Raw genomic sequence first — 24,453 nt, forward strand, 5'->3', positions numbered from 1 at the left:
AAAATAATCATTAATTCATACAAAAAGGGGAGAGCAAGATCGTGACCGATAAGCTTCTTTTGGAGCTCGCAAGCCTGAGCATCTATATAAATATTACGGAAGATACGGCGGTTAAAAAGCTGGCGGAACTTATAAGGCTTTTGAACGGTGAATCTGTGACACCGGAAGAGACTGTTAAAGTATACTGCGGTATTTACGCCCATCTTCTCAGGAACGGGTGTTCAAACTTCTACCAGCATGTCGAAAACCTCACCCTCCGGGACGAAAATATTTTTACTCTTTCGTGCGAGAAGGGGAGAATTAATATTAATGACCCGATTGCGAAACAGGCGGATGTTGAACTGAGAATACTGAAAAGACTTGCTGAAGTTAGCTGTGCTGAAATCAAGGAAAAAATCCGGGAAAAATTTTCCGGAAACACACTGGTAAAGCAGATAACGGATGGGCTTCCTGACTGGAATTCAATTGCTGAAGACAGCCCGAACGCCGGATGGAGTGCCGAAGAAAGGATTTCATGGCATCGGAAAAACGGCGCCGGCATTTTCTGCAGTCATTATTTCTTTATTTACGACGGTGCGACGCAAAACTTTGTTCCTGTAAAAAACCCTGATCCGATAACCCTTGACAGGCTTTATTTTGTGGAAAACCAGAAGCGACTGGCAGTAAAAAATACAAGGATATTCCTTGCCGGCAGGACGGCAAATAACATTCTGTTTTACGGCGACCGTGGCACTGGTAAATCCTCCATGGTCAAGGCAATAGCAAACGAATTTTGCAGGGACGGGCTGAGGCTTGTTGAAATTCCGAAAAGATATCTTGAGCATATGCCAAAAATCACCTCAATGCTTTCGGGCCGCGGTTTGAAATTCATTTTATTTATTGACGATCTCGCCTTTGACAGCGCTGAAAGCGAGTACACCGCGCTTAAAGCCGTTCTTGAAGGCGGGATTGAGCACAGGCCGGACAATATACTGCTATATGCAACAACCAACCGTCGCCACATAGTTAAGGAAAAATTCTCCGAGAGGGAGGGACTTTATTCTGACAATTCAGACGATGAAATAAGGGCCAGGGACGCCATTCAGGAAAAGCTTTCGCTGGCTGACAGATTCGGGATAACAATTGTTTTCACATCCCCTGCCAAAAAGGAATATCTTCAGATAGTGCATAAAATGGCTGAAGAGAGCGATATAAAAATTGATCCCGCTTTGCTTGAGCAGAAAGCCATGCAATGGGAACTGGCGTATAACGGAATGTCTCCGAGAACTGCCAGACAGTTTATAGACTGGCTGAAGGGAGAAATGGAACTGGAATTGGATTAAGGAGTTATATCGGCCTTCTCAGGAAGCGCTGAAATTTTGTTAAATATGTATTATAAAGTGGTAACAATTAAATTAGGCTTCTTGGGGAGGAAACGGATAATGGATGTGATTGAAAAAAAAGTCGGTGATATTATTATTTATTCGCTATGGGGCCAGATACTCCTTTGTACCGAAAATGAGTGCAGGGAGTTTTTCGATATGCTTGCGGAGGAAAAGAGCCATTTAACAGTAATTCTTAATATGTCGGGAGTAGGTTATATAAACAGTACCGGCATAGGGATGATTGTAAAATGTCTTAAAAAATTCAGGGAAAACGGAGGCAGGCTTGTATTCTGCAGTTTGGTGCCTGAAGTTCTTAAATTGTTTGATATTATCAGGCTGACAGGCTTAATTGAAGCATATCCTGATGAGGAAACGGCGATAAAAAAAATAACCGGGGAAAAGGGAGGTTTTTATGGACAATAAAACATTCAAACTGGGCGATTTGGTGGAGCTTAAGAAACCCCACCCCTGTGGCAGCAAAACGTGGAAGGTTGTGCGGACGGGAGCGGATATACGCATTGAGTGCCAGGGCTGCCGGCATCAGGTTATGATACCCCGAAGCAAGTTCGAAAAAAGCATAAAGAAAGTTATTACTGATAATGCTTAAGGGCAGGAAAGTTCCTTTGGAGACGTCAATGCTCATCTGTCTGTGGAACAAATGTTGAAGGATTCAGGAATTTTGAATTGATGCCAGAAATGTAATTAAATCAGCATGTTATGCAGCACGGATTGATAAAGAATGCACCCTCTTCAGCCTGGAACTGGATAAAAGAAAATATGGTTAGACATTGGTTCATGGTTCAGCGAGAGAAGTACAACACAGTGAAGACGGCTGCAGCAGCAGAAATGAATAGTGCTAATTTTTCATCTGAATTAACCGATAAAACGTAAGAAGACGTTTATATGCATATGCTTTGGCGGCGCAGATTGCCACACAGAATTTCCCTTCTTCGAAAATGATATTTTATAACAAAATATTTTTATTATGTACTTCCCAACAAAGAAAGATTGTGCTAAAATTATAGCAGAATGTTTCATGCGGGTGTAATTTAGTGGTAGAATATCAGCTTCCCAAGCTGAGTGTGTGGGTTCGATTCCCATCACCCGCTCCAACTGATACAAAAAGCAAAGTGCTTCTCGCCAGAAGCGTTTTTTTTTGTCCTTTTTTCCCCTCTGCTGGAAAATTGCCTTCTGCATTTCTTTGTTATTGATTTTTTTTGGAAAAACATGTATAATTAAGTTATAAACGCGTGTTCACGGTGATTTATGAATGAAAAGCGAAGATATTGCAAGGCTTGCCGGTGTGTCCAGAAGCACCGTTTCCAGAGTAATAAATAATTATAAAAACGTGCCCGAAGAAACCCGCCGGAAGGTGATGCAGGTAATAGAACGATATCAGTTCCGTCCGAACAATTCCGCTAGGGTTCTTGCGGGTAAAAAGACCGATACAATTGGTCTTTTCATAGTAAGTATTGCCGAAAAGGATAATATAAACCGCGTTTACCGGAACAACTATTTCTCCCCCTTTGTTGACGCCGTTATTGACAATGCCAACGCCAATGGCATTTATGTTCTTGTAAATTCCATATATTCATTACAGGATTACGAAAAAATAAAACGGGCTTTTCTTGAGAGAAGAATTGATGCAGGAATTGTGGTAGGAACTGAAAAGGAAATTGACGTGATAGCCCAGGTGGCGTCGATGGGATATCCTTTTTCAATTATTGACTATTCCCCTGAAGAAATTGTGCGGAAAATAAAAAAGGGAAAAGTAGCCGTTATAAATTCCACCGATGATGAAGGTACGCGTAAAATGCTTGAGTACCTTATCGGCCTTGGGCATAAAGAGATTGGCATACTCAGCGGAAGAATGAATACCTATTCGGGCAGAATCAGGTATGACACATACCTGAAAGTTTTGGCCGAACATGGCATTGAGACGAGAAAAGAGTGGGTACTGAAAGGAGAATTCATAAAAAAGGAAGCGGCGAATGAAGTTATGAAAATGATTAACCACGGAAAACTTCCCACTGCGCTTTTCTGCTGCAACGATGACATGGCCCTGTCTGCAATTGAAGTTTTCAGGAATGAAAAAATACGCATACCTGAAGATATTTCGGTTGCGGGGTTTGATGACATCATGCCTGCATCGCTGGTGAAACCCGCCCTTACAACAGTCAGGGTGCCGTTGTACTCAATGGCCAGAAAAGCCGTTGAAGAGGTTTTAAAAATGCTCGGGGAGACGTCGGACAATATAAGCATACATAGCCTCGAAACAGAACTGATTGTCCGGGACAGCTGCACGGCGGTTTCCGGAGCGGGTATAACGAACGACAGTTTTACAGCTTAATAAATCGTCGCCGGAGCTGTCAGTTGGGATAAATAAACGCGCGTTCACATATTTAAGGGGGTTTTTGAATGAAGTTCGGTTATTTTGACGATGTGAATAGGGAATATGTAATTACCACACCTGCCACTCCTTACCCTTGGATTAACTACCTTGGCTGCCAGGATTTTTTCTCGCTGATTTCAAACACGTCGGGAGGCTACTGCTTTTACCGCGATGCGAGACTAAGGCGCATAACAAGGTACCGTTACAATAATGTCCCCATAGACAGCGGAGGAAGGTATTTCTACATATACGACAGCGGAGATTATTGGACACCGGGCTGGATGCCGGTAAAAAGAGAGCTTGACAGGTACGAGTGCCGTCACGGGCTGGGTTACACCCGCATTACCGGCGAAAGAAACGGTGTCGAGGTAAGTCAACTGGCCTTTGTCCCATTAAACTATAACGGTGAAGTAAATCAGGTTGTAATAACCAATAAGAGCGGCAGTGAAAAAGAGATAGCACTGTTTTCCTTCGTGGAATTCTGTCTTTGGAATGCGATGGATGACATGACAAATTTCCAAAGGAATTTCAGCACCGGAGAGGTTGAAGTGGAAGGTTCGGCTATTTACCATAAAACCGAGTACAGGGAAAGAAGAAATCATTACGCTTTCTTCTGGGTCAATTCCCCCATTGACGGATTCGACACTGACAGGGAATCTTTTCTGGGTCTTTATAACGGTTTTGATTCTCCCAAAAACGTTGCGGCGGGAAAGCCAACCAATTCAATAGCCAGCGGCTGGTCCCCGATTGCTTCGCATTATATAAAAATGTCGCTGAAACCGGGCGAGAAGCGAAGTTATATTTTCGTTCTGGGGTATGTTGAAAATCCGCCTGAGGAAAAATGGGAACGCAAAGGCGTGATAAACAAGAAAAGAGCCAGAGAAATGCAGCAAAAGTTTATTGATGACACCTGTGTGGAAAAAGCTTTTCAGGAACTTAAGGATTACTGGGCGGATTTATGCTCCAAATTTGCGCTGGAAAGCCATGATGAGAAACTCAACCGTATGGTTAATATATGGAATCCGTATCAGTGCATGGTTACGTTCAATATGTCCAGAAGCGCGTCGTATTTTGAATCGGGCATCAGTAGGGGAATGGGCTTCAGGGATTCCGCACAGGATCTTTTGGGCTTTGTACATCAGGTGCCCGAACGTGCAAGGCAGAGGATCCTTGATTTGGCTTCAACACAGTTTGAGGACGGGAGTGCGTATCATCAGTACCAGCCCCTCACCAAAAAAGGCAATTCGGATATAGGCAGTGGCTTCAATGACGATCCGCTGTGGCTGATTTTGGCTACGGCGCAGTACATAAAAGAAACAGGGGATTTTGGAATTCTGGACGAAATGGTGCCCTTTGACTGCGATGAAAACAAAAAGGATACGCTTTTCGAACATCTTAAGCGTTCATTTTATCATGTTGTTAATAACCTTGGCCCGCATGGATTACCTCTCATAGGACGGGCGGACTGGAACGACTGCCTTAATCTGAACTGCTTTTCAACACAGCCCGATGAATCCTTTCAGACCTGCGGACAAATTGAGGGAAGGGTGGCCGAGTCGGTATTCATAGCAGGCATGTTTGTCCTGATCGGGCCTGAGTATGTTGAACTGTGCAAGAGGCGCGGGCTTTCTGAAGAGGCGGCTGAAGCTGAGAAACACATCCAAAACATGGTTAATGCCGTGCTGACCCATGGTTATGACGGAGAATGGTTCTTAAGGGCATATGACCATTTTGGAAACAAAATAGGAAGCAAGGAATGCAGCGAGGGACAAATCTTCATTGAACCTCAGGGAATTTGCGTGATGGCTGGGATTGGAGTAAAAGAAGGCCTGGCACAAAAAGCCCTGGATTCGGTCATGAAACGGCTGGATACAAAGTACGGAATAGTGCTGCATACTCCAGCGTATACCGAGTATTACCTTAATTTGGGCGAGATTTCGTCTTATCCGCCGGGGTACAAGGAAAATGCGGGGATTTTCTGCCACAACAATCCTTGGATCGCCATTGCCGAAACGGTAATCGGACGAGGAGACCGGGCTTTTGAAGTCTATTCAAAAATCGCGCCTGCATATATTGAAGATATAAGCGATATTCACAGAACCGAGCCGTATGTTTATTCCCAGATGATTGCCGGCAGGGACGCGGTGCGTTTCGGCGAGGCAAAGAATTCATGGCTTACGGGTACCGCGGCGTGGAACTTTGTTGCGATAACCCAGTATATTCTTGGTGTAAGACCGGTATATGACGGGCTTATGGTTGATCCTTGCATTCCGGCGTCCTGGGACGGTTTTACGGTAACAAGGGAATTCCGAGGTTCAAAATACAGGATTCGCGTTGAAAATCCCGAACATATCTGCAAAGGCGTAAAGAAAGTAATTATGGACGGAAAGGAAATCGAAGGGCAAGTTCTTCCGGTATCGCCGAAAGGAAGTGAACATGAAGTAATTGTTATAATGGGCTGACAATCCTGTTTTAATTTATTTAATCCTCCTCACTATTTTATAAATCCCCCTGTAGCCCCTCTGCAAGGCAAAGGTTGGGATATGAGTTTATATGATATGGTTCATATCAAGAAGTACCGGCCTTATTGCCGGTGTTTTTTTATATTTAAAGAAAGGTACAGGGCTATTATTTTGGTGTGGTGTCTTCAATTATGAGGATTTTATTGTTGCAAAAGTGAATAATTTTTGTTTTTGGCTTTGTCTGTTTTTATGCAACAAATTTAACAAACTGCATAATTATTACACATTCTAGGGTACAAGGGTGAAGAGTCCTTTTAAATTTGGTGATGCCGCAAGTGATATAAAAGACATAAAGATACATTCCGATTCCATTGAAATTGTTTTTGATGTTAAATTGCTTGCGGCAGAGGCAACCATCCCGCCGGAGGATATATCATATGATAAGGAAAAAGAACAGAGGATCACTGTTTTTGACAATTGCAATGCGGTATTTGATACAAATGAAGTTTCACCGGATATTGAAGTCAACCCGTTTTTAAGATCCATTGACATGGAAAATAACGGGAATGAATGTATTTTAAAATTAGGTCTTAATTCTGTAAGAAAATATCACATGAAAGAATACTCAAAACACGAGAAATTAGAAGACCCGGTTTTTCTGTCATTGACGATCGCTTTTAAGGAGAATAATACAATAGCAATTAAAATAACTTCTTTCTGGTTGACTTTCTAATCTTGCCGGAAAGAAGTTATTATTTTTTTTCATTCACAGAATTTGTTACATTCTCAACTTGAAAGAATTACGGCGGGGTTTTTATTTAGTTTGAAAATTGATAAAATGTATGGTAATATTTATCATGAAAAATTTTGTTGATGTCCGGCAGCCTAAAAATTGCGGGGGCCCGACGGATGTTTAAAATTGAGCAATGTCAGCTATTTGCGGATTCTAACGCTTAAAAACTTGAAAACTGTATTTTTTAAATATGACTGTTTATTGCCGATTTTACGGGTTTGAAGTTTAACCTATGAGGGATTAAAACGGAGCAGAGTTGATTATGTTTTTATCGTAAATATATTCAGTTTTGAGTATACCTATGAGGAATTGATACAACATTCGACATATCTCTGGCCGGACATCGTATATACGTTTGATGTTTACCTATAAGGAATTGAAATGCATATTCTGTATATTCAATCTTGTCGATCTTTTCAAAGTTCGAAGTCTACCTGTGAGGAATTGAAACAGAGTTAAGCTGAAGCAGTTGACTACGACGAGGTCGTTCAGTTTTCAGACTACCTATAAGGCATCAAATGAACTCCTGCGTAGTGATCTCCTTACCCTGTATGGAAACATAAATTTTTGTTTATAAATAGGAATGAAATTTGCCATGTGAAAACAAGGTGAATTAAAGGCAAAAAAGGAATGCCAGTTGATAGGGTGGACCGGTGTGTCCGCCACCAAATACACTGGCATACCAATCAGGACAAATTTTAAAATTGTATTAGAGACAGGGCAAGAATGACGGTATTTATGCCGGGTCCCAAAGCCCGTACTTTTAATTATGGTCCTGGAGACGTGGGCTCTAGCAACCGGTGTTTCTGAGCTGAATATGATTTTTTACTTCCTTGGCAATGGTAGTAGGGTCTTTACCAAGTTCACGGGCAATATCTTTAAAAGATTTTCTATCCTTTAATTTATGTTCAATAATTATCCTGTCCTCCAAAGTCAAATGTTTATTCATATTCATAAGTACCTCCTCAGTAGGCACCACCAAAAAACATAATAACCTTTTGAAAAACTTAATTCCACAATAATTTTTCATATGCTTTTGCAAAACTAAATTCCGTTCTTTGCTTTTAAGGGGTGGAATTTATTTTTTCAAATAAGAACAATTTTTACTATGAGTCAAAATTGGGAAGTTGTAAAATAAAATGCCGTAATATATAGAAAACTCATGGTAATCCATTGTAAAATGTTTAATAACCAAAGAAAAACATTAGCAAAGGAGTACCATGAGTTATATATGAATAATAACACAGAAACAAGAAAAAACAAACACCTAAATGAAAGAGAAAGATACGCCATAGAGTTGTACCTAAAAGAAAAGTATACAGTAACGGAAATAGCAAAGAGGTTGGGCAGGCACAGAAGGACAATAGAAAGAGAAATAACCGAGAGTTGTCAAGAATTTTGTGTCTGATTAAAGTAACGTAACTGGAAAATTTGTTGTATTTCATAAATGTGAGCATTTATCATTGGTACCGCTTTTTTCCATTTTGTCCGCCTCAAGTTCTCCCTCTGTAAATATATGTTAATTTCCAATACTTCGACAGAGTTAAAGTAACCACCCGATCTTATCCGAATTTTTTCAACTAGACTGTTGATACTCTCTACACTGTTGGTAGTATAAACATGCTTCCTCAAGGATTCGGGGTATTTAATGAAAGCCATATAATGTTCTGCTTTCTCCATGAGAATGTTCATATATCGGCTATATTTACTCTTAAATTTACTGCAAAGGTCATAAAACTTTTGAACAGCTTCATCAAAGGAAGAAGCAAATTTTATTTTATCGAGTTCTTTATTGAATTCTGCGGCATCAGCTTTGGTCATGTATTTGCGGATATTTCTCTGAAGGTGTACAAAACAGAGCTGATGATCAGCATATGGATATACAGCTTTGACGGTCTCGATAATACCTGGGAAATCATCACTTACAACCACTAAAACTCGTTTAAGACCGCGGTTTATCAAGTCTTCAAAGACCTTGTTCCAATCGGCTCTGTTTTCTTTGCCGAAGAAGGTGTAAAGGCCAAAGATGTCTTTCTTACCTTCCATATCAACGCCAAGGATTATGTAGCATGCGGCTTTCTTCACTTTTGAGCCGTCTTTTATCTCACAATGATAAGCATCGATTAATAAAGCAAACACCGATTCGGGTAATTCCCGTTGTTTGAAAAGGTCTAATTCACTTTTTAGGTCATCTTTGATTTTGTTGAGTTCATCATCAGAGTAAGGAAGGTTGAGGCTTTTGAGGGTATTTAAGAGAGAAGATTCTGAATAACCGTTGACAACAAGGGACATAAGAAGGTCTGTATAGGATTCATCCACCCTTTTATACGGTTCAGGTAGGATGTGGGGTCTGAAATCGCCAGTGCGAGTTCTTGGGACAGAGATGTCCAGGTTACCCATAGGTGTACCAAGTTTTCTATCATAAAAGCCGTTGCCTTTGTCGTTCTCGTTTTTCAAGAGATAGATTTGGCGTTCAGACAACATAAACCAGTCGAGCAAATCCTCCAGCAACTTTTTGAGGGCAGGGCGTGATGGATCTGAATCAGAGCAATACTGGTTTAATACTTTTTCAACCGCCATATTTTTGACTGTTTCATAATAGGTATTTTTATCCATAATTACCAGCCTCCTTTGTGATTTTATTATACACCAGACACAATTTTATTTTAACACCCCGAAAATATTAATAAACTGATAAGAAGATTTATACCAAAAGGAACAGATATATCAAAAGTAAGTAAAGCAAAAATAAAAAGTATAGAGAGATGGATTAATGAATATCCAAGAAGAATGTTTGGTTATAGGTCAGCCATAGAAATGGCGGTATGATGTATAGAATTTATTCCAGTAAGCAATGGATTTACCAAATTTTTCACGGCATTTAATATTGCAATTTATACTATGAGTCAAAATTAACAAAATATCTTTACAAATTCGCAGTCTTATGTTAGAATAATTTTTGTCTGTTAGAGAGACGTGGCAGATAATATAGATGTTTGCCCTCATAGCTCAGTAGGTAGAGCGCATCCATGGTAAGGATGAGGTCATCGGTTCGATTCCGATTGGGGGCTTAAAATTGAAAGCCTTCAAATGCTTAGAAAAGGAGCGTTTGAAGGATTTTTTATGCCCTTAACCTTAAAAATTTATTCCCGAATTTTCCCGTTAATTTTTGAATTTTCCCGTTTGTTAATGGGTACTTAATGGGTACTAACTTTTTTAAGAGGAGTAATATTGTCTTTTGGTTTTTGATTTTTTTCTGGCAGTTTTTCTGGCAGCCCTTCATTTAATACCTTAACGGATTCTTCAACAACATTATCAATAAAATGAATATAAATATCATAAGTGGTTGATACATCTTTATGGCCAAGTAATTGGCTTATTATTTTTATATCAATTTTCTTTTTAAAAAGTTTTGAAGCGTAAGTATGTCTCATGGTATGAAGATTAACCCAAGGAACACCAGCTTTTTCACCGGCAAATTTAAACCTTTTTCTGAGATAACTCATTGTCGGTCGTTTACCACTATTTGTTTGAAACAACGGTGCATTTGGCTCTTTATTTGGTTGTTTAAGCATATATTCAATTAACAAATTCAAAACATTATCAGGTATTGGTACCGTCCTAAAACTTGATTTTGTTTTCGGGGCATTTTGCACTTTCTTTATTTTCTCAATATATGTTTTTGTTACTTTCACGGTTTTGTTTTTTATGTTGATATCTTTTCTTGTTAATGCGAGAGCCTCTCCAGGACGTAATCCTGTATTTAGCATAAAAACGGCATACATGTAGTATTTGCTTCTTTTTCCGACTTGCTCTAAAAATGCTTTTTCTTCTTCTTCTGTTAAAGCTTTAGCATTTTTTTCTTCTGCTTCATCACCCAGCATATCATCCTTTGGAATTTTGCACTTCCGAGCTTCATTTTTTATAACCATTTTTAATTCTTCCGCTTTTTCTAAGGCCCCATTTATAAGACTATGCGTTGCTTTTATGGTTTCTTCACTAAATCCATCTTCAGCTAATCTATTGTAGAATGTCTGTATTATTTCCTGGTTCAAATTTTTTAACGGGATATTGGCAATATCATATCTCTGTAACCGAGTAATGGAAGTAAGGTATTTCTCTCTTGTATTAATTCTTAAATCAGGTTTTTTATATAGTTCAAACCATTCTTTGCACCAAGTAATAAGTGGTTTACTGGAAGCGTCTACATATTCTCCTTTGCCTAAGGCAGCGAGGGCATCTCTCATTTGAGCTAAAAGCTTTGTTTTATTTTTTCCGTAAATACTTTTATATTTTGTCTTACCATCTTCCCTTATGCCTACCGGAAAGCGAGCTTCCCAAAGTTTTTTAGATTCGACCCATCTTATGGAGCCTTCGTTTCTACCGCGACGAGCTTTTTTGGTCTTTTCAGCCATATCATCACTCCTTTTGTACTTTTTTTAGAACTCCTAAAGGTTCAAAATAAACTATGTAATCTCCAACTTTGTGGCAAATACCATACTTTTCTTTGTAATATTGAATTGCCTCATCAATAAAACGTTCGGATACACCCAAAAATTCAGCTAACTCAAATCTATTTCTGATACAATGTTTAGATGCCTCTATCAGGCTATTCAAACTTACCAGTCGTTCGTATGCCCAAGCGCGGGCCCGACGTTCCTGTTTTCTGTTTTCTACTTTACATTGGTTCAATATATTTCCATGGGTCGTATAATGATGTCCCAATTCTTCGGCTAAAATACAGGCTTTTTCAGAATTTGTTTCGATTGAAGAATTAATTATTATATTTCCGTCAAAGTATAATCCTTTTAATTTCCCGATTTCCTTTTCATATACATTTATACCTTCGTTGTCGGCCTTGATGAGAAGAAATTCATAAAGCAAACACATCGCCTCGCCTTTGCTTTACTTTTGATCCTTCTTTTTTGAAATAATGAACTGTATGAAGTCATTGATTTGTTTTATATCTTCCTCAGTAAGTTCAACGCCATCAGGAATATGTGCGGCAACAGTGATGGGCTTTTTAACATTATTTTTGGAAGCTGTATCGTTCCAGCCCATTAAATAAGAAGGTGTCGTTCCTAATGCCTCTGCAATTTTTTCAATCTTATCAGAGGGAATATTAGTCACAATGTTATTTTCATATTTGTAAATTGTTTGTTTGGTGGAATCAATATATTTGGCCAATTCTTCCTGTGTCATGCCTTTTTCTATTCTGAGTTTTTTTATTCTATCACCAATAGCCAATTTTGTTTATTCCTCCTCTTATTTGGTAATTAGTAACTTAATTATATCACAAAATTGTTATTTGTAAATACAAAAATATCTTGACAAGTTACTTTTGCGTGGTATAATGAAAGTAACTTAATAAGTTACTGAAAGGAGGGAGTGATTTGATAAAGACAAACGAATTGAAAGGAATAATAGCTAAAAATGGACTTACACAAAAACAGGTTGCTGAAAGGATAGGTATCGCTCCAAAAACATTTTACGAGAAGATGAAAAAAGGAGTATTTGGTAGTGATGAAATTCAAAAAATGATAGAAATATTAAACATTAATAATCCTTGTGAAATTTTTTTTGCCAAGGAGTAACTTAAAAGGTTACTGCAACAAGAAAGGAGGACAAGATCAATGCCCGGAACGCCGTATGATGATCTCCCCAACGTTTTAACCCCAAAGGATGTTCAGCGTTTTCTGGGGTGGAACAAGAATCAAGTTTACAACCTTTTCCGTAGCAAAAAGTTTCCCGCCGAGAGAATTGGCAACAAATACATAATTCCGAAGCAGAGGTTTCTCTATTGGTTGGGGGTAAGAGAAAACTCATAGCGTCAGGAGGAGGTGAGAAAGGTGGCAAAGGCAATAGAACAGCAGGTTGAGGGACTGAAGAAAAAAGTGGCCGAGCTGGAGCGGAAACTCACAGAACGGCCCGAAAAAGAAGGAATAAAAATCGAAATCAGTATGACAATTGACAGTTTCAGCGCTCTCGAGGAATTAGAGAAACGGATATTATTTGATCAGCAAAGAGTAGCAGCGTATCTATGGTAAGAACTGGGTGACTCATGTTGTCACGATAAATTGTAACGTTTTTGAGGTCAAACACGATGGGATTACAACCACATTGCATAGCAAGATGATTGAAATTAATGGACAAACCACTACGAAAGTTAAATACCCGAAAAAAAGGAAGGAGGGAAAAGAGCATGTATGAAATCCCGTGGCTTGGTATCATCGGTGTTCTTGTCGGTTTTGTTGTGGCATCAATCCTTTACATCCGGACATACGAAAAACTGCACAAAAAGAACCAGCGCGGGTCAATCGACCTAACGAAGCTGGTTGTCACGGAAAAGAAAACTCCGGATAAAAACATCAAACTCATGTAAAATATCCAGTTTCATTGTATCAGTTGAAAAATATAGTGTCAAGAAAGGAGAAGATATCATGTCAGCAGTAGAACTTGCCAAAACCCTGGACATGCCAAGGGAGCAATGGCTTGAGCTCCGCAGGCGAGGCATAGGCGGCTCCGATGCGGCTGCTATTGCTGGTTTAAATCCTTGGAAAAGTCCTATTGAAGTGTATTTAGATAAAATTGGAGAATTGCCAGATCAGGAAGACAATGAAATGATGTATTGGGGAAGAGTGTTAGAAGATATAGTAGCAAAAGAATTCAGTAATAGAACTGGCAAAAAAGTACGACGTAGAAATGCAATACTGCAACATCCCAAATATACATTTATGATTGCAAATATCGATAGGGAACTAATAGGAGAGAAAGTTGGACTTGAATGTAAAACAGTCAGTGAGTATGGCAAAGATGATTGGAAAGATGATAAGGTCCCGGAGCAATATATTCTTCAATGCCAACACTATATGGCGGTAACGGGATATAAAGGCTGGTGGATAGCAGCTCTTATAGGTGGAAACAAGTTTGTATATAAGTATATAGAACGGGACGATGATATTATTTCTTATCTAATACAGATTGAGTCAGATTTTTGGAAGATGGTAGAGAACAGAACTCCTCCAGCTGTAGATGGATCTGAATCCAGTTCAGAAATATTAAAACTGCTTTATCCAGAAAGTGACACTGACACGGAAATTGTTCTTCCTATAGAAGCTCAGACACTTATTGACGAGTATGAAATCGCTTGTGCGGAAGAAAAGGCAGCAGTGCAAAAGAAAGAAGAAGCTGCCAACAAGTTAAAGGCGCTGCTGGGAAAGTACGAAACAGGCAAAGTGGGGGATAGAATAGTTATCTGGAAAACGGTTCGAAGCAATAGATTGGACAGCAAGGCCCTCAAAGCAGCGCATCCGGAAATATATCAGAAATTTGTGAAAGAAAGTTCATATAGAAGATTTGAAATAAAGTAAAGGAGGAGAAAAAGATGACAACTGTTAATCAAACAGAACTAAAAAATAAGTTGGCAGAAAAGGCAAAAACACCAGCTAAAACCGGAAATACTGTATTTGATTTAATCAGAAAAATGGAACCTGAAATCAAAAGAGCATTACCCAAGCAAATAAGCCCAGAACGCTTTGCAAGAATTGCTATGACAGCAGTAAGAAATACGCCTAAACTACAGGCGTGCGAACCGATAAGTTTTATAGCTGCGCTTATGCAATCAGCTCAATTAGGATTAGAGCCAAATACTCCACTAGGACAAGCATATCTAATTCCATACGGCAAAGAAGTTCAATTCCAATTAGGTTACCAGGGCATGCTTACATTAGCATATAGAACCGGAGAATATCAAAGTATATATGCTATGCCTGTATATGCGAACGACGAATTCGAATATGAATATGGACTTAACGAGAAGTTAGTCCATAAACCAGCGCCAGACCCTGAAGGCGAACCAATTTACTATTACGCGGTATACAAACTTAAAAACGGTGGGCATGGATTCGTTGTAATGAGTAGGCAGCAAATTGAAAGGCATCGAGATAAATATTCGCCATCTGCAAAGCAAGGTAAATTCAGTCCATGGAATACTGATTTTGATAGTATGGCAAAAAAGACAGTGCTTAAACAACTACTTAAATACGCACCAAAGAGTGTAGAGTTTGCCACCCAGATAGCACAGGACGAAACTATCAAGACAGAGATTGCAGAAGATATGACTGAGGTTCAGGGTATTGAAGTAGAGTATGAGGCCACTGACGATCAGGAAAATCAGGAAAATCAAGAACAGGAGGATTAAATATGGGAGGATTGTTTTTTTGACAAAGTTCGATGAAATGAATCGTTGCAAAAAATGTTTAGAGGAGGAGTCAAAATGAGCTCCTATATAGAAGATACGAGCCGCCAAAGCGGCGGCTCCGTATCAAAAATAAGACGAGATTCATAGTTTTCGTATTAGTTGTATTATCGGCAATTGTTGCACTTTTTATACTACGCCAGGGAAGCGAGCAAGTATCGTACAAACCGTACCGAGTAGGATACGGCGATACATACTGGCACATTGCAAGGGAGCTCCAGGAGGCGGGATACAGACCGCGAGCCGATATCCGAGAGATAGTGCACGAATTAATAGAGCTGTCAGGAATAAAGGCACACGAGCTTAAAGAGGGAGACATTATCTTAGTCCCAGACTTGGAAGAATTGAAATGAGCGCAAGGCGGTGCAAATGTATGAACTATATAAAGGAAATCGAGGCCTTCGAAGATTGGTTGGAGATTAACCACTTGCCGACAACAGCGCAGTTGTTATGGTACAAACTTTTTGTACTATGCAACAGGGCTGGTTGGGCTGAATGGTTGTCCGTGACCAATCAGGCTTTGATGGCCAAAATCGGGGCCTCATCAGAAAAAACGCTAATCGAAGCAAGAAACAGACTAAAACAGGCAGGGCTAATTGATTTTAAGCCGGGGAAGAAAGGACAGCCGACAAAGTACAAACTTTTTTCAGTAGAAGAAATACTTAAAAAAATACACTGTAAAAAATACAGTGTAAATAATGAAGTGTTTAGTGCAGTGCAAGATACAGTATATCCTACAGTAAAAACTACAGTAAAAAGTGCAGACATATATAAACATAAACAAGAAACAGAAACAGATATAAATAATAATTCTATCTCTAACGAGATAGTGTCGGCTGATGCCGACTCACCCTCGTCAAACCTACATCAACAACAAAAAGAGAAGATTCCATATCAGCGTATCGTTGAGATGTACAACAGTATCTGTGTTTCACTGCCTAAAGTAGAACAAATCACCGAAAAACGGCGAAGACATATTCGGGTGGCGTGGAAGAACTTCAAGGGCGACTTAACGAAATTTGAAGAGGTATTCCGCCGTGCTGAAGAAAGCGACTTTCTGACGGGGCGGAGCGGAAAATGGACGGGATGTAACTTTGATTGGCTTATAATCTACAACAACATGGTTAAGGTCCTAGAAGGCACATATGACAACAAAGTTATGGGAGGATATTCTGATGGGCGAAATTCTCAGTATAGACGAAGTGATGAAAAGAGCAAGTCAACAAGCACTTACGATAAATTCTACGAATGACGAGGTTGATGGAGGACTGGTGGACGATCCAAGGTATGAGCCTGAACCCTGCCCTTATTGTGGGAGGATGCTAAAACATAAAGCGTACTCTTTATTTGGACGACTGTTCGGTTCTCACTTGGAGCAATGTGATTGCCCTGGTGCAGTGGCAAAGCGCGAACGGCTATATCAAGAACAACTCAAAAGACAACAGGAGGAAGAATTACGCCAGCGGATGAGAAAAATTGAGCGGCTTTTTGACCAGAGCAGGCTTGGTAAAAGATTCAGAGATCGAACATTTGAAGCATTTGAGATTAGGGACTACAACAGGAAAGCTTTTGAAATAGCATTAGACTACGCGCAAAATTTTGGCAGGTACAAAGAAAAGGGAGAAGGGCTCTTTATTACTGGTGGGTATGGTGTAGGCAAAACCCACTTAGCTGCAGCAATAACTAATTATCTCATTCAAAACTTAAAAGGCACCGTAATTTTCGGCAATGTGACAACACTTCTTGGACGGTTGCGTTTTGCATATAGCGATGACAGCGAGTATGAGGAAACACAGATCTTAAAAGAACTGTATGATGTGGATCTACTGGTGATAGATGATCTCGGCAAAGAAAAACCAACGCCATGGGTGGAAGAAAAGCTTTATAACGTTATAAACGAGCGCTACGAAAACTATAAACCTATAATAGTTACGAGCAACCTTGGGGTTGAAGAAATTGAGAAAAGGTTAGAAACATGCGGGGGAGCGATAGTGTCAAGAATAATTGAAATGTGCCGGGGTGTAAAAATAATGGGAGCTGACTATAGAAAAGAAAAAATAAAATAGTGGAGATGGTGTAATTGTGAATGTCAAAAGAAAAGGGAAAAGGGGAGAGTTAGAATTAGCAAAGAAACTTCGAGAATATGGCTACAACTGCCGGCGTGGTCAACAGTATTCAGGAATAGAGGGGAAAGATGTAGTTGGCTTACCACATATACATATTGAGTGCAAAAGGCAAGAACGACTGAATATATATGAGGCTATAGCACAAGCAGTAAATGATGCAAAAGAAGGAGAAAAGCCAGCAGTATTTCATCGGAAAAACCATTGCGAATGGTTGGTAACAATGCGATTAAGTGACTGGATTGAATTATACCGTGAATGGGAAGGTGGAATATGGTTAGAAGAGAGGGGACATTGCGGTGATACAGGAGAAGCAAAATAATACGGGAAAGCATTTTAGGAGGGACTGGGATGACTAAGAAGGAATGGGAAAATTGCAATACGTGCTGGACTTGTAAGTATAGAATAGTCAGACCAGGAGGCTCTATCTCACACAGAGAGGCACGGGCATATATATTCTGCGGATATGGCGGCGGCATGAACATTCTGACTAATAAGGACATCATATCTAGCCCAGATTGTAAGCATAGGGAGAAGGAAGAATGGAGAGGTGGGAAATGATGCAATTGTCAATAGAGACACCGAGATCACGGAAGTTGCACGAGAAAGAGCTTAAGCTGCTGGAATTCATCCGGCGGCTTGGGTATGGCGAAATACTTATAAAGGTGCAAGATGGCTTGCCCGTGATGGTGGAGCGGGCGACGGAGAAGATAAAACTTTAGGAGGAGAGAAAGATGAATAAAATATATTTTGCTTATGTTGATGAAGATATGGGAGGAACTTTTATATCTGCCCCCAATTTGAAAATAGCGAAGAAACTCGCATTGAATGATGCATCTATTGCTTTGTATATAGATAGCTATATAGACCTTAAATGCCATTGTGTAAGGGATGAAAATAATAAAATAAAGAAAACAAATCTGCCTACTAAAATATTGACGATACAGGAAATACTGCAAGAGCGATGCCACTGGTGGAACTGTTACAACTGCGAACAAGACGAGTATTTTGAATATGCATATCAAGAGATTGATGGTACTGATTATTACAAATGTCCAAAATGTGGTGGGATATATTATATCCCATATGCTGGATTATAAAAATGGAGAAGGTGAAGTTATGAGTAAAGTGATAATTTATATGCGAAGTGGAAATAAAATAGAGCAAACTCTATTTTGATTGCGAAGAAATCACAGTAAAAAGAAATGGATTTGGGCAAATAAGAGAGATTGAAATAGAACGGAGAGTGAAAAGAAAAAAGGGGGAAAAAGAAATAGTGTATATTGATTTAAATCAGATAGAGGGAATTATTGTTAATAAATAGCTTTTCACATCGTGTATTAGAGTTACTGCTGACCGGAAAACCGGAGGCACTTCGACAGCGAAACAAAAGCTGTTGGGGTGCCTCTTTTACTTTGTGGGAGGGGTGAATGTGAAATACACCTATATTCAGAGAGAATACTCTGAACCATTCATCACGATAGGGGAATACATTTTTGAGACGGATCCTGAAACATTTTTTTCGTTATGTAAATTATCAAATCCGCTTTATCTAGCTCTTGTTCAATTGGAGCAGAAGGTATTCAAGCCTTTTGTAGATTTATATACACAATTAGAAACCATCTCGACAAGAGTTTTAGAAAAACTTATGCAAGAGCCTCCTAGACCTGGCCGTGGTGGGCTGCTTCCAGGGGAAGGGGATGAGGCGCTGGTATGACTAAAAAAATAACAAAGAAGGAACTGAAGCAAATAAAACACCTCAAAAGCGAAATAGAAATGCTGAAAAAACAAGTAGAAAACTTGGATTATGTTGTTACAACAGATACCGTGAAAGGCTCGACTCCTTATTTCCCTTACATAGAACGCAATATAAAAATAACTGGGATAGATTACAAGGACTATAATCGCAGACTGAAAAGATTGCAAAGAATGCTTAGAAGAAGAATAGAGGAATTAATGGATCTTGTGGAACAAGCGAATGAGTATATAGGAAGCATAGAGGATAGTTTAATGCGGCAGATACTAACATTAAGGTATATTAACGGGCTTACTTGGGAGCAAGTAGCAGCAAGCATAGGAGGCAATAATACGGCGGACAGTGTGAGAAAAGCAGCTGAAAGGTTTTTAGCCAAGGGCTAAAGTTGTCCGCTATGTCCGTTTTTTCTGTGATATGATTTATGATGAAAAATTATATCGAGCATTCCAAGCAGCCTGGTTTGGGCTGCTTTTGATGTATATATGCTTCCTCTCCTCCAGCCCGGTTGCCCCGCCGGGCTTTGTTGTCGAAGATAAAGCCTTTGGGCTCTTTTTTCATGCACATTTTTAAGGCAGGTGAGGTGATGTGAAGCTCACGGAAAAGCAGAAAGCATTTTGCGATTATTACATTGAAACGTTAAATGCGACTGAAAGCTACAAAAGGGCAGGATATAGAGTTAAATCGGATGCTGCGGCTAGAGTTAACGCTTCAAGATTGCTAACAAATGCTAACGTTAGGAAATACATTGAAGAGAGGATGAAGCAAAAAGAATCCGAGCGCATCGCCTCACAAAATGAGGTTCTGGAATTCCTCACTCGCGTCATGGAGAGTTGTCAAGAATTTTGTGTCTGATTAAAGTAACGTAACTGGAAAATTTGTTGTATTTCATAAATGTGAGCATTTATCATTGGTACCGCTTTTTTCCATTTTGTCCGCCTCAAGTTCTCCCTCTGTAAATATATGTTAATTTCCAATACTTCGACAGAGTTAAAGTAACCACCCGATCTTATCCGAATTTTTTCAACTAGACTGTTGATACTCTCTACACTGTTGGTAGTATAAACATGCTTCCTCAAGGATTCGGGGTATTTAATGAAAGCCATATAATGTTCTGCTTTCTCCATGAGAATGTTCATATATCGGCTATATTTACTCTTAAATTTACTGCAAAGGTCATAAAACTTTTGAACAGCTTCATCAAAGGAAGAAGCAAATTTTATTTTATCGAGTTCTTTATTGAATTCTGCGGCATCAGCTTTGGTCATGTATTTGCGGATATTTCTCTGAAGGTGTACAAAACAGAGCTGATGATCAGCATATGGATATACAGCTTTGACGGTCTCGATAATACCTGGGAAATCATCACTTACAACCACTAAAACTCGTTTAAGACCGCGGTTTATCAAGTCTTCAAAGACCTTGTTCCAATCGGCTCTGTTTTCTTTGCCGAAGAAGGTGTAAAGGCCAAAGATGTCTTTCTTACCTTCCATATCAACGCCAAGGATTATGTAGCATGCGGCTTTCTTCACTTTTGAGCCGTCTTTTATCTCACAATGATAAGCATCGATTAATAAAGCAAACACCGATTCGGGTAATTCCCGTTGTTTGAAAAGGTCTAATTCACTTTTTAGGTCATCTTTGATTTTGTTGAGTTCATCATCAGAGTAAGGAAGGTTGAGGCTTTTGAGGGTATTTAAGAGAGAAGATTCTGAATAACCGTTGACAACAAGGGACATAAGAAGGTCTGTATAGGATTCATCCACCCTTTTATACGGTTCAGGTAGGATGTGGGGTCTGAAATCGCCAGTGCGAGTTCTTGGGACAGAGATGTCCAGGTTACCCATAGGTGTACCAAGTTTTCTATCATAAAAGCCGTTGCCTTTGTCGTTCTCGTTTTTCAAGAGATAGATTTGGCGTTCAGACAACATAAACCAGTCGAGCAAATCCTCCAGCAACTTTTTGAGGGCAGGGCGTGATGGATCTGAATCAGAGCAATACTGGTTTAATACTTTTTCAACCGCCATATTTTTGACTGTTTCATAATAGGTATTTTTATCCATAATTACCAGCCTCCTTTGTGATTTTATTATACACCAGACACAATTTTATTTTAACACCCCGAGAGTTTGTAAACTATGAGCTTGAAAAAGATAATAACGGCAATTTTAAGGCCGAATTTCCGGATAAAAATAACCATACGATCGATGCTGTCAGATATGCCCTGGAAGATGATATGAAGTCAGGAGGGCTATCAATTCTAAAGTGAAGAAGGTGATTAAGGGTTGCTGCTTAATCTTTTTAATTTCAGGAATTTTAAAGACTTATTCCGCAATGATATAAACATGATGACTGTAGAAGAAATTTTATATAACGAAATCAAAGAGTTCCAGGCATCCGATAGAAGGGCCTGGATGGTTATTGGCGATAGATATTACCGGTGCGAAAATGACATCCTTAACAGGCGTATAGTACGCCATACAGAGAGCGGAGACATTGAAGATAGGTCAAAAGCAAACAATAGGTTGGCCCATGGTTTTGTTAAAAACCTTGTGGATGAAAAAATAGGATATCTGCTTACAAAGGATTATTCGCTGAAGTGCGACAATAAAGAATATATTGAGAAAGTTAAAAACGTCTTGGGTAAATATTTTCAATACACCCTTACCAGGCTCGGATATGAAGCGTCGAATAAAGGCATAGCATGGTTACAAGTTTACATAAATGAGCAGGGCAAATTTGGAATGATGATAATTCCTGCTGAACAGTGCGTTCCACTCTGGAAAGATAACACTCACACTGAACTTTATGGCATGATTAGATATTATGTGCAGACAGTTTATGAAGGCAAGGAAAAGAAGCAGATCACTCGCGTGGAATATTACACGGATAAAGAGGTTTATTTTTATGTTCTCGATAATGACCATCTTATCCCGGATATAGAGCAATATGAAGGAGGGCCCATACTACACTATAAAAAAGGGGAAGAAGGCCGAAGTTGGGGGAAAGTGCCTTTTATTGCCTGGAAGAATAACCATCTTGAATATCCGGATGTTAAATTCATTAAATCGCTTGTGGACGCTTACGATAAGTCACGGAGTGAAATAGATAATTTCATTGAAGAAACAAAAAATCTTATCTATGTTTTAAAAGGCTATGGCGGAGAAAATTTATCTGATTTCATGAAAGACCTTAATTACTACCGGGCTATAAAAATAGATGATCCAGAGCATGGTGGAGTTGATACACTAACACCGAAAATAGATATTCAGGCAGCAAAGGAACATTTCGAACAATTAAAGCGGGATATAAATGAGTTTGGCCAAGGTGTGCCCAAGGACCTTGACAAATATGGTAATTCTCCCAGTGGGACAGCATTGAAGTTTTTATATAGTGGGCTGGATTTAAAATGCAATCACTTGGAAGTAGAATTTAGACAGTCATTTAATCAGCTTTTGTATTTTGTAAACAGATATCTCGCAGAAAACGGTCAGGGAAATTACGAGAATGAAAATGTAGAGCTAATTTTCAATAGAGATATACAGATTAATGAAACTGAAACTATCAATAATTGTGTTAACAGTAAAGGCATTATTAGCGATGAGACTATCCTTGCAAATCATCCATGGGTGTCTGATGTAGAAGAAGAATTAAAGCAGATTGAGAAAGAAAGAAAATCAGAGGAACCGCCAATGTTTGAAGCAGGTGATGAAGGATGATGAAGTAGGTGATCTCATTGAGTAAAAACAATATGAAATACTGGGAAGAAAGACAGAAACGAATTTATCTGGCTGGAGAGAAGAAAGTCAACGATTACTACAAAGAACTTAAAAAAGCATTCGAGCAAGCTAAAAAAGAAATTCATAGTGTAATTAATGATTTCTACATACGGTATGCGAAAGAAAATAAAGTATCGTTTGCAGAAGCGCAAAGACGGCTTGAAAAAGCAGAAATAGGGGAACTGGAAGAATTTATAGCAAAGGTTAATCAACACATGGGTGAATATAACCTTGAACTTAACAATATGTCAATAAAGGCAAGGATAACCCGGTATCAGGCGCTTGAAAAGCAAATTGATGCAATACTCCAACGTTTGTATGCTATAGATTATCAATACAAGGGAGAAGAGACTTTAAAGGAAGTATATAAAGATTCATATTACAGGACATGGTTCAACATTGACCAGTATAGGGGTTTTCACCAGGAATTTGCGCAAATAAATCCCAGAACTATAGATGAATTAATCAGGTACCCATTTAATGGCGCGGACTTTTCAAGCCGGATATGGAAGCAAAAGAACCATATGCTGCAACAGCTAACAGAGTCAATAACTACAATGTTGGTCCAGGGGCGAAATCCTCAAACCCTGGCAGAAGATTTTGCAAGAAAATTTAAAACAAAGGAATATGAGGCATACAGGCTGCTCCATACAGAGAGCAGCTTTATTATTGAGCAGGGGACCTTGGCGGCTTATAAAGAAGATGGCGTAAAGAAGTACCAGATTGTGGCCACATTGGATATGAGGACCTCGGATATATGCCGAAGTGAGGATGGCAAAATATATGATGTGGATGAGGCGACAGTGGGAGTAAATTATCCTCCATATCATCCATTTTGTAGGACCACAACAGTGCCATATTATGAGGATGCTGAGGTAGGTACAAGGGTTGCGCGTGATCCGGTAACAGGTAGAAGTTATGAAGTTCCAGCAAATATGACATATGAACAGTGGTACGATTTTTATATTACTGGTGAAACAGAAAAAGAATTCAATGAAAAGATTGTGGGTTTAAAAACAAGCAATGGTATTGAGATAGTGGGCGCATCGAAACATGCAATTGAACAAGCAATTATGAGAAAAGTACCATTAGAAGGTATAAGAGATGCGTTGATGAACCCATTGAAAATTGGTAAAATAAAGGTAGATGACCAAGAAAGAAAGAGTCAAAGGTTTATCGGTTCGTACGCTACAGTTAATGTGAATCCGGAGACGGGGGTTATAGCTACCCTGTGGAGAACAGGAACTAGTACGAGAAGAAAGTTTGGAGTGAATAGGAATGGTGATTAAATTTAATGAAGAACAGTTGAAGATAATAAAAAAGCTTGGTTTAAATTATGATTTAATACAAGACCTTTCCGATGATGAATGCGCTGAATTAGAGGAAAAAGTCGGTGACTATTATACGCTCCATTGTTTAGACGAAAATTATGAACCGAACGAAGAAGGAAGGATTTGTGAAAGCATCTTAGATTTATTGTCTGAACTGTAATACCGCCTATCAGGAATTATGGTAGGTGGTATTTTTATA

At 39.2% G+C, this 24,453-nt stretch carries 30 protein-coding genes, 2 tRNA genes and 3 pseudogenes; 29 read left to right on the forward strand and 6 right to left on the reverse strand.

What is annotated here, in order from left to right:
- Window positions 1-41: 41 nt before the first annotated feature.
- The 8 genes from CST_RS01745 to CST_RS01775 all read left to right on the forward strand — a co-directional run bounded on the left by CST_RS01745 (window position 42) and on the right by CST_RS01775 (window position 6,951).
- The gene (locus CST_RS01745; RefSeq protein WP_015358095.1) at window positions 42-1,322 is read left to right on the forward strand and encodes an ATP-binding protein; all 1,281 of its coding nucleotides are present in this window, start codon (window positions 42-44) and stop codon (window positions 1,320-1,322) included.
- 99 nt (window positions 1,323-1,421) lie between these two features.
- Complete coding sequence (locus tag CST_RS01750) at window positions 1,422-1,787, forward strand: STAS domain-containing protein (RefSeq protein WP_015358096.1); 366 nt, start codon at window positions 1,422-1,424, stop codon at window positions 1,785-1,787.
- Complete coding sequence (locus CST_RS01755) at window positions 1,777-1,971, forward strand: DUF951 domain-containing protein (RefSeq protein ID WP_015358097.1); 195 nt, start codon at window positions 1,777-1,779, stop codon at window positions 1,969-1,971. The genes CST_RS01750 and CST_RS01755 overlap by 11 nt, the downstream gene beginning before the upstream one ends.
- 122 nt (window positions 1,972-2,093) lie before the next feature.
- Entirely contained in the window at window positions 2,094-2,255 is a 162-nt protein-coding gene (locus CST_RS13465) for a hypothetical protein (protein WP_169315995.1), read from the forward strand.
- A gap of 147 nt (window positions 2,256-2,402) precedes the next feature.
- A tRNA-Gly gene (locus tag CST_RS01760) sits at window positions 2,403-2,476 on the forward strand.
- 158 nt (window positions 2,477-2,634) lie between these two features.
- Window positions 2,635-3,714 carry a LacI family DNA-binding transcriptional regulator gene (locus tag CST_RS01765; RefSeq protein WP_015358098.1) on the forward strand — a complete coding sequence of 360 codons (1,080 nt, stop codon included), beginning with the start codon at window positions 2,635-2,637 and terminating at the stop codon, window positions 3,712-3,714.
- A 68-nt stretch (window positions 3,715-3,782) separates the two neighbouring features.
- Window positions 3,783-6,218, forward strand: a complete 2,436-nt coding sequence (locus tag CST_RS01770; protein ID WP_015358099.1) for a glycoside hydrolase family 94 protein — start codon at window positions 3,783-3,785, stop codon at window positions 6,216-6,218.
- A 301-nt stretch (window positions 6,219-6,519) separates the two neighbouring features.
- Window positions 6,520-6,951 carry a hypothetical protein gene (locus CST_RS01775; protein ID WP_015358101.1) on the forward strand — a complete coding sequence of 144 codons (432 nt, stop codon included), beginning with the start codon at window positions 6,520-6,522 and terminating at the stop codon, window positions 6,949-6,951.
- Between the two features lie 853 nt (window positions 6,952-7,804).
- Here CST_RS01775 and CST_RS01780 read toward each other — a convergent pair.
- Window positions 7,805-7,966: pseudogene (locus CST_RS01780) on the reverse strand (helix-turn-helix domain-containing protein); the annotation flags it as partial.
- Window positions 7,967-8,173: 207 nt separating this feature from the next.
- Between CST_RS01780 and CST_RS13170 the strand changes: the two are divergent.
- Window positions 8,174-8,392 (forward strand): annotated as a pseudogene (locus CST_RS13170) (helix-turn-helix domain-containing protein); the annotation flags it as partial.
- A gap of 8 nt (window positions 8,393-8,400) precedes the next feature.
- Here the strand turns inward: CST_RS13170 and CST_RS01785 are convergent.
- The gene (locus CST_RS01785; RefSeq protein WP_015358103.1) at window positions 8,401-9,627 is read right to left on the reverse strand and encodes an IS256 family transposase; all 1,227 of its coding nucleotides are present in this window, start codon (window positions 9,625-9,627) and stop codon (window positions 8,401-8,403) included.
- A 60-nt stretch (window positions 9,628-9,687) separates the two neighbouring features.
- Here CST_RS01785 and CST_RS13295 point away from each other — a divergent pair.
- Both CST_RS13295 and CST_RS01790 read left to right on the forward strand, forming a co-directional pair.
- A pseudogene (locus CST_RS13295) lies at window positions 9,688-9,840 on the forward strand (IS30-like element ISCth2 family transposase); the annotation flags it as partial.
- A gap of 169 nt (window positions 9,841-10,009) precedes the next feature.
- A tRNA-Thr gene (locus CST_RS01790) sits at window positions 10,010-10,082 on the forward strand.
- Window positions 10,083-10,208: 126 nt separating this feature from the next.
- Here CST_RS01790 and CST_RS01795 read toward each other — a convergent pair.
- Genes CST_RS01795 through CST_RS01805 form a run of 3 tightly spaced genes read right to left on the reverse strand, consistent with a single transcriptional unit; the run spans window position 10,209 to window position 12,258 of the window.
- Window positions 10,209-11,426: a tyrosine-type recombinase/integrase gene (locus CST_RS01795; protein WP_015358104.1), complete on the reverse strand. Its 1,218-nt coding sequence runs from the start codon at window positions 11,424-11,426 to the stop codon at window positions 10,209-10,211.
- Between the two features lie 4 nt (window positions 11,427-11,430).
- Window positions 11,431-11,901: an ImmA/IrrE family metallo-endopeptidase gene (locus CST_RS01800; RefSeq protein WP_015358105.1), complete on the reverse strand. Its 471-nt coding sequence runs from the start codon at window positions 11,899-11,901 to the stop codon at window positions 11,431-11,433.
- A 15-nt stretch (window positions 11,902-11,916) separates the two neighbouring features.
- Window positions 11,917-12,258: a helix-turn-helix domain-containing protein gene (locus CST_RS01805; RefSeq protein ID WP_015358106.1), complete on the reverse strand. Its 342-nt coding sequence runs from the start codon at window positions 12,256-12,258 to the stop codon at window positions 11,917-11,919.
- Window positions 12,259-12,404: 146 nt separating this feature from the next.
- Between CST_RS01805 and CST_RS01810 the strand changes: the two genes are divergently transcribed.
- The 15 genes from CST_RS01810 (at window position 12,405) to CST_RS01875 (ending at window position 19,999) form a co-directional block, all read left to right on the forward strand.
- Window positions 12,405-12,605: a helix-turn-helix domain-containing protein gene (locus CST_RS01810; protein ID WP_015358107.1), complete on the forward strand. Its 201-nt coding sequence runs from the start codon at window positions 12,405-12,407 to the stop codon at window positions 12,603-12,605.
- 39 nt (window positions 12,606-12,644) lie between these two features.
- Entirely contained in the window at window positions 12,645-12,839 is a 195-nt protein-coding gene (locus CST_RS01815; protein ID WP_015484858.1) for a helix-turn-helix domain-containing protein, read from the forward strand.
- Between the two features lie 21 nt (window positions 12,840-12,860).
- Complete coding sequence (locus CST_RS01820; protein WP_015358108.1) at window positions 12,861-13,058, forward strand: hypothetical protein; 198 nt, start codon at window positions 12,861-12,863, stop codon at window positions 13,056-13,058.
- A 155-nt stretch (window positions 13,059-13,213) separates the two neighbouring features.
- Window positions 13,214-13,393 carry a hypothetical protein gene (locus CST_RS01825; protein ID WP_015358109.1) on the forward strand — a complete coding sequence of 60 codons (180 nt, stop codon included), beginning with the start codon at window positions 13,214-13,216 and terminating at the stop codon, window positions 13,391-13,393.
- 58 nt (window positions 13,394-13,451) lie between these two features.
- Entirely contained in the window at window positions 13,452-14,381 is a 930-nt protein-coding gene (locus tag CST_RS01830) for a YqaJ viral recombinase family nuclease (protein ID WP_015358110.1), read from the forward strand.
- Window positions 14,382-14,395: 14 nt separating this feature from the next.
- Window positions 14,396-15,211, forward strand: coding sequence for a recombination protein RecT (gene recT / locus CST_RS01835; protein WP_015358111.1), 816 nt, complete (start codon window positions 14,396-14,398; stop codon window positions 15,209-15,211).
- 430 nt (window positions 15,212-15,641) lie between these two features.
- Window positions 15,642-16,520, forward strand: a complete 879-nt coding sequence (locus CST_RS01840) for a cyclic nucleotide-binding domain-containing protein (protein WP_015358113.1) — start codon at window positions 15,642-15,644, stop codon at window positions 16,518-16,520.
- On the forward strand, window positions 16,444-17,334 hold the full coding sequence (locus CST_RS01845) for an ATP-binding protein (RefSeq protein WP_015358114.1): 891 nt from the start codon (window positions 16,444-16,446) through the stop codon (window positions 17,332-17,334). The genes CST_RS01840 and CST_RS01845 overlap by 77 nt, the downstream gene beginning before the upstream one ends.
- Before the next feature lie 16 nt (window positions 17,335-17,350).
- The gene (locus CST_RS01850) at window positions 17,351-17,713 is read left to right on the forward strand and encodes a putative PDDEXK endonuclease (RefSeq protein ID WP_015358115.1); all 363 of its coding nucleotides are present in this window, start codon (window positions 17,351-17,353) and stop codon (window positions 17,711-17,713) included.
- 29 nt (window positions 17,714-17,742) lie between these two features.
- Window positions 17,743-17,952, forward strand: a complete 210-nt coding sequence (locus tag CST_RS13470) for a hypothetical protein (RefSeq protein WP_015484860.1) — start codon at window positions 17,743-17,745, stop codon at window positions 17,950-17,952.
- The gene (locus tag CST_RS13175) at window positions 17,949-18,113 is read left to right on the forward strand and encodes a YezD family protein (RefSeq protein ID WP_158399841.1); all 165 of its coding nucleotides are present in this window, start codon (window positions 17,949-17,951) and stop codon (window positions 18,111-18,113) included. Before CST_RS13470 ends, CST_RS13175 begins: the two co-directional genes overlap by 4 nt.
- A 12-nt stretch (window positions 18,114-18,125) precedes the next feature.
- Window positions 18,126-18,491 (forward strand): hypothetical protein, encoded by a 366-nt coding sequence (locus tag CST_RS01860; protein ID WP_015358117.1) that lies wholly within the window; start codon window positions 18,126-18,128, stop codon window positions 18,489-18,491.
- 332 nt (window positions 18,492-18,823) lie between these two features.
- On the forward strand, window positions 18,824-19,108 hold the full coding sequence (locus CST_RS01865) for a hypothetical protein (protein WP_015484862.1): 285 nt from the start codon (window positions 18,824-18,826) through the stop codon (window positions 19,106-19,108).
- Window positions 19,105-19,530, forward strand: a complete 426-nt coding sequence (locus CST_RS01870; RefSeq protein ID WP_015358120.1) for a hypothetical protein — start codon at window positions 19,105-19,107, stop codon at window positions 19,528-19,530. Before CST_RS01865 ends, CST_RS01870 begins: the two co-directional genes overlap by 4 nt.
- Window positions 19,531-19,732: 202 nt before the next feature.
- Window positions 19,733-19,999, forward strand: a complete 267-nt coding sequence (locus CST_RS01875; protein WP_015358122.1) for a terminase small subunit — start codon at window positions 19,733-19,735, stop codon at window positions 19,997-19,999.
- Here CST_RS01875 and CST_RS01880 read toward each other — a convergent pair.
- Window positions 19,981-21,207 (reverse strand): IS256 family transposase, encoded by a 1,227-nt coding sequence (locus CST_RS01880; protein WP_015358103.1) that lies wholly within the window; start codon window positions 21,205-21,207, stop codon window positions 19,981-19,983. The genes CST_RS01875 and CST_RS01880 overlap by 19 nt on opposite strands.
- Window positions 21,208-21,489: 282 nt before the next feature.
- On the opposite strand from CST_RS01880, the gene CST_RS01890 reads away from it, so the two are divergent.
- From CST_RS01890 to CST_RS01900, 3 genes are read left to right on the forward strand one after another with little or no spacing between them, the layout of a single operon-like run.
- The gene (locus CST_RS01890) at window positions 21,490-22,863 is read left to right on the forward strand and encodes a phage portal protein (protein ID WP_242823572.1); all 1,374 of its coding nucleotides are present in this window, start codon (window positions 21,490-21,492) and stop codon (window positions 22,861-22,863) included.
- Between the two features lie 32 nt (window positions 22,864-22,895).
- A complete protein-coding gene (locus CST_RS01895; RefSeq protein WP_242823573.1) occupies window positions 22,896-24,212 on the forward strand; it encodes a minor capsid protein in 1,317 nt (438 codons plus the stop codon).
- Window positions 24,202-24,414, forward strand: a complete 213-nt coding sequence (locus CST_RS01900) for a hypothetical protein (protein ID WP_015484863.1) — start codon at window positions 24,202-24,204, stop codon at window positions 24,412-24,414. Before CST_RS01895 ends, CST_RS01900 begins: the two co-directional genes overlap by 11 nt.
- Window positions 24,415-24,453: the final 39 nt, after the last annotated feature.

Origin of the sequence: Thermoclostridium stercorarium subsp. stercorarium DSM 8532 (genome assembly GCF_000331995.1) — a bacterium.
Taxonomy (GTDB): Bacteria; Bacillota; Clostridia; order DSM-8532; family DSM-8532; genus Thermoclostridium; species Thermoclostridium stercorarium.

What these genes read in the sequence shown, in the direction of transcription:
- CST_RS01750 (WP_015358096.1), top strand. Translation starts at nt 1,422, where the DNA reads ATGGATGTGATTGAAAAAAAAGTCGGTGATATTATTATTTATTCGCTA.
- CST_RS01755 (WP_015358097.1), top strand. Translation starts at nt 1,777, where the DNA reads ATGGACAATAAAACATTCAAACTGGGCGATTTGGTGGAGCTTAAGAAA.
- CST_RS01765 (WP_015358098.1), top strand. Translation starts at nt 2,635, where the DNA reads ATGAAAAGCGAAGATATTGCAAGGCTTGCCGGTGTGTCCAGAAGCACC.
- CST_RS01770 (WP_015358099.1), top strand. Translation starts at nt 3,783, where the DNA reads ATGAAGTTCGGTTATTTTGACGATGTGAATAGGGAATATGTAATTACC.
- CST_RS01785 (WP_015358103.1), bottom strand. Translation starts at nt 9,627, where the DNA reads ATGGATAAAAATACCTATTATGAAACAGTCAAAAATATGGCGGTTGAA.
- CST_RS01795 (WP_015358104.1), bottom strand. Translation starts at nt 11,426, where the DNA reads ATGGCTGAAAAGACCAAAAAAGCTCGTCGCGGTAGAAACGAAGGCTCC.
- CST_RS01800 (WP_015358105.1), bottom strand. Translation starts at nt 11,901, where the DNA reads ATGTGTTTGCTTTATGAATTTCTTCTCATCAAGGCCGACAACGAAGGT.
- CST_RS01815 (WP_015484858.1), top strand. Translation starts at nt 12,645, where the DNA reads ATGCCCGGAACGCCGTATGATGATCTCCCCAACGTTTTAACCCCAAAG.
- CST_RS01825 (WP_015358109.1), top strand. Translation starts at nt 13,214, where the DNA reads ATGTATGAAATCCCGTGGCTTGGTATCATCGGTGTTCTTGTCGGTTTT.
- CST_RS01830 (WP_015358110.1), top strand. Translation starts at nt 13,452, where the DNA reads ATGTCAGCAGTAGAACTTGCCAAAACCCTGGACATGCCAAGGGAGCAA.
- recT (WP_015358111.1), top strand. Translation starts at nt 14,396, where the DNA reads ATGACAACTGTTAATCAAACAGAACTAAAAAATAAGTTGGCAGAAAAG.
- CST_RS01840 (WP_015358113.1), top strand. Translation starts at nt 15,642, where the DNA reads ATGAACTATATAAAGGAAATCGAGGCCTTCGAAGATTGGTTGGAGATT.
- CST_RS01845 (WP_015358114.1), top strand. Translation starts at nt 16,444, where the DNA reads ATGGGCGAAATTCTCAGTATAGACGAAGTGATGAAAAGAGCAAGTCAA.
- CST_RS13470 (WP_015484860.1), top strand. Translation starts at nt 17,743, where the DNA reads ATGACTAAGAAGGAATGGGAAAATTGCAATACGTGCTGGACTTGTAAG.
- CST_RS13175 (WP_158399841.1), top strand. Translation starts at nt 17,949, where the DNA reads ATGATGCAATTGTCAATAGAGACACCGAGATCACGGAAGTTGCACGAG.
- CST_RS01860 (WP_015358117.1), top strand. Translation starts at nt 18,126, where the DNA reads ATGAATAAAATATATTTTGCTTATGTTGATGAAGATATGGGAGGAACT.
- CST_RS01870 (WP_015358120.1), top strand. Translation starts at nt 19,105, where the DNA reads ATGACTAAAAAAATAACAAAGAAGGAACTGAAGCAAATAAAACACCTC.
- CST_RS01880 (WP_015358103.1), bottom strand. Translation starts at nt 21,207, where the DNA reads ATGGATAAAAATACCTATTATGAAACAGTCAAAAATATGGCGGTTGAA.
- CST_RS01890 (WP_242823572.1), top strand. Translation starts at nt 21,490, where the DNA reads ATGATGACTGTAGAAGAAATTTTATATAACGAAATCAAAGAGTTCCAG.
- CST_RS01895 (WP_242823573.1), top strand. Translation starts at nt 22,896, where the DNA reads ATGAAATACTGGGAAGAAAGACAGAAACGAATTTATCTGGCTGGAGAG.
- CST_RS01900 (WP_015484863.1), top strand. Translation starts at nt 24,202, where the DNA reads ATGGTGATTAAATTTAATGAAGAACAGTTGAAGATAATAAAAAAGCTT.